We start from the raw sequence: 3,531 nt of genomic DNA, 5'->3' as shown, positions 1-3,531 counted from the left end.
TTGTAAATATTGATGATATTAAAAATAAAAATGAGTTTGAAACTCCCGAAACATTGCTTCTCAAAGCAGAAAAATCAGATGTAATAAATAATATAATATTTAATCTACCCAAAAGAGCAGGACTAGTTCTCCGAATGCATAAAGTCGACGGGTTAAAATACCGAGAAATTGCAGAGGTTCTGAATATTTCTGAAAAAACAGTTGAAAACCATATGAGTAATGCGCTACGGCATCTCAGAAATATAGCCAATAAATACCCCAAGCTTATTAACTACTTAACTACAGCATTACTTATTGGAAGTATGTGGAATTATTCTCTATTTTAAGTTAGTAGTCCCCGATTAAAAAAAACAAGGGAAAAACTCATTAGAATAAATCCCTTGTAATAGTTATAAATTTATAATACCATTCTATAATACTCTATAAGCCTTTAGTTTTTGATAATAATTATCCAATTTCTCTCTTGCCTCAACATTTTCTTCATCAAGTATTGCTTGCTTAATATCCGGCAAAGCGTAAGTATATTCCGTAAACAATAAATACTCAGCAGCTCTTAATCTTACATCAACATTTTGATGCCTTAATAATCCTATAGTCCAGCGTATAGATGGTCTTGAATGCAATTCTTGCAATTGATCTATTGCACTTATTATTGCTTTTGGGTCTGTATCTGAAAGTTGCCAAAATAATTCTTTTTCAAGCTTTTTTAATTTCGGTAAAAAAAGCAATTCTTTTTGATAGGCATCAGGCCTTACAATTTCAGGATTATAGGAAATAAGTTCCTTATTAATAGATAACCTCGCCATACGTGGCACCATCCACCTCATACCGTGAGTAGCTTCGGGATGGCCAATACTAACCAAAACTTTACCATCACCATATTCATAAGATAATAATGCCGGCTTCCCTTGTGTAACCCCGGAAGGATCATCTTTTTTTGTCACGATATCTGTATTAACCGTCGCTAAAATTTTTACGCTCGTAGTATCTGTAATATTATAGAATGGACCATCATAATATTGGAAGTATACATTCTTAAAATCTTTGTTTTCCGGAAAGGCTTTATTTCCTTCTTCATTCTGACTAAAACTGATTAGTCCCCTACCTCTATTATAATGATAACGAATATGGGTAAGCGGAATAATACCAAGATTAGGATAATTAGGCGTGCTAGACAATATATAACCACCTGCACAAATTCCAACAATACCATTCCCTTTTTGTTTAGCAAAAGCTCTAACTTTATCAGCACCTAATTCGCCTAAATTATTAAGTTGCTGACTACCACTTCCTCCTGGAAAAATAAGAACATCTGTATTATCAAGTTGTCCATTCATAATATCTATTGCTGAAATTGTACGAGGATAAATTCCACTATCCAACTTCAAAGCTTCTAAAGTTTCTAAAACACAAACGGGACTAGCCCCATTTCCGTTAAAAACACCAACTTGAATTTTATTTTCTTTAACATTCGACTTAGATGGATTATCTGAACAAGAACTAAAAGCTAAAATAACAGATAAAAATACTATACTTAAAACCGATTTCTTATGCATTTTATTCTATATTTAGTTGCGGATAATTCTCCCTATAAAAATTAATAACTTTTTCATCTATCCATTTATAAAAATCATTCAACTCCTTAACTTTAAGTCCATTTTTCTCCCAGTCTGATTTTTTATTAAAAGCATATGAAAAAATCTCATTTTCGAGTGTAGGAAAAACTTGCAAAAAACCTGTTTTATCAGCATTTAACAAAACATTAATATTAATATAATTTTTACTACTCGCTCCCCAATTATATGAATAAACTTCTTTTTTAAGCTCTAAAGCATAATGGCAAAGAGGGGCATCTTTTAGGGCTTCATCATAGGTTAAAACTTTTGGTAGCTGCATATTAGAATGTAGCCAAACCGGTATAGTTACCGATGTTAAAGGAAATCCTAAAACCGTCCACATAACGGTATTCTCGGCATTTTCTCCTTTGTTAACTCCTTCAACAATCACCGATGAAGAAGAACCGCTGCGTGGAATATAATCTATAAAAGTCACATATTTATTTGTATTGGCAGGCAGATTATCATAAACCCACAGATCATCTTCAGTAAGACTATGCGTCATATTTCTACTTCCCTTTTGGATAATAGTTTTAGCCGAAAGATTATTATTCTTTACGGCATCATCAAAAACCTTATTTGCCGTTACATAACGAATGTAACCTCCACCTTTACCCATTTTCCCGGTATGTGAATAATTAGTACGTATCACATATCCAAAAGGAGCAACGGTAGGATCGTTAGCATCAATTTTTACATATTTAAAATTGGATAACTCAAAATAGGCAGCACCTCCTTGTGCATCAATAACACCAAAATTAGCTTCTAAACGCCTGGGCTTTGGCATATCTTTAAGCATTTGTTCAAAGTCATCAATATTTGCACAATTCTGTAAGGCTTTTTTCATTAAACGTCCTTCCAAACCTGTCTGCTTAATTGTATCATTATTAAGATTATAGCTGGCAGAATTCATAATAGCAAATCCTTCACTGTTAAAGCCTATCCAAATACTTTTACCTTTTTTATCTACTGAATTAACAAGAGCTGTATATTCGTATTTACCATCTTTAAAATGCATTATTTTATTGTTTACCGACCAAGTATCTCGGTGTTTCCATAGTAGTGGCTTTCCGTCTTTTGTATATTTTCCGGAAATTACAGCAGTTGTACAAGCATCAATATCTTGTATAAAGATCCCTACTAAAAGGAATACGATTATAAGTATTTTTTTCATCTTTCAAATTTAAAATTATTTTGTAGGGAATCAACCTCCATTAGAAACATTTATTCCATCAGCGTTAGAAACACCACCGAAAGTATATTAAGGCATACCTAATACCATCAATTCTTTTGCCGAAATAGGAAAATGTTTGATTTGTTTTACAAAAATTAAAACTAAATATAAAATAATGGAAATAATCCTTTTATAATACAAGGTATTTAAAGTAAGTAATACATATTGCATAATACTAATCTTTAATACATTCCATTTCGATCATAGAATCATGAAAATAAAATACCATTTAAATGGCGATAAAAAGAAAAATAGTTTTATCTTTGCAGCCTCAAACAACGATAGTTCTTAAACATAAAATATATTGCGGGGTGGAGCAGAGGTAGCTCGTTGGGCTCATAACCCAAAGGTCATAGGTTCGAATCCTGTCCCCGCTACTACTAAACGCTAACAAACTGATAACCAGTATGGTTAGCATATCAACAGATAACTTTCGGCACAAAACGGGCACAGTTTTGTACGAAAGTTATCTTTTTTTATACCCCATCAAAATTGTGGACAAATGCGGATCAAGAATAAAACTTGAGCTACCGTTATTTTTAGCCAAAAATTTGATTTACATTGTTCTGCTTAGTGTTTTAATATTTCTATCAATTCTTTATTTAAATATAAATTTTCACGTCCTATTTTTTCAGATTTTAAAATTCCAATATCTTCAAGATTTTTCAAATATCTCGATGC

Annotated in this window: 3 protein-coding genes and 1 tRNA gene; 2 read left to right on the top strand and 2 right to left on the bottom strand. The window is 32.0% G+C overall.

All coding sequences use genetic code 11. From position 1 onward, the window contains the following. A partial coding sequence (locus J7K39_10030; protein MCD6180226.1) for a sigma-70 family RNA polymerase sigma factor occupies nucleotides 1-326 on the top strand: 326 nt, incomplete at its 5' end. 84 nt (nucleotides 327-410) lie between these two features. On the opposite strand, the gene J7K39_10025 is transcribed toward J7K39_10030, so the two are convergent. Together J7K39_10025 and J7K39_10020 are read right to left on the bottom strand one after the other, a co-directional pair. Then, nucleotides 411-1,556: a hypothetical protein gene (locus J7K39_10025; GenBank protein MCD6180225.1), complete on the bottom strand. Its 1,146-nt coding sequence runs from the start codon at nucleotides 1,554-1,556 to the stop codon at nucleotides 411-413. A gap of 1 nt (nucleotide 1,557) precedes the next feature. Then, nucleotides 1,558-2,790: a hypothetical protein gene (locus tag J7K39_10020; GenBank protein ID MCD6180224.1), complete on the bottom strand. Its 1,233-nt coding sequence runs from the start codon at nucleotides 2,788-2,790 to the stop codon at nucleotides 1,558-1,560. 365 nt (nucleotides 2,791-3,155) lie between these two features. Here J7K39_10020 and J7K39_10015 point away from each other — a divergent pair. Beyond that, nucleotides 3,156-3,227: transfer RNA gene (locus J7K39_10015), tRNA-Met, on the top strand. Nucleotides 3,228-3,531 lie beyond the last annotated feature (304 nt).

The sequence above is a fragment of the Bacteroidales bacterium genome, assembly GCA_021157585.1.
Taxonomy (GTDB): Bacteria; Bacteroidota; Bacteroidia; order Bacteroidales; family UBA12170; genus UBA12170.
The sequence above is the reverse complement of the archived record's forward strand: the minus strand, read 5'-3'. Positions and strand labels throughout refer to the sequence as shown.

What these genes read in the sequence shown, in the direction of transcription:
- J7K39_10020 (MCD6180224.1), bottom strand. Translation starts at nt 2,790, where the DNA reads ATGAAAAAAATACTTATAATCGTATTCCTTTTAGTAGGGATCTTTATA.
- J7K39_10025 (MCD6180225.1), bottom strand. Translation starts at nt 1,556, where the DNA reads ATGCATAAGAAATCGGTTTTAAGTATAGTATTTTTATCTGTTATTTTA.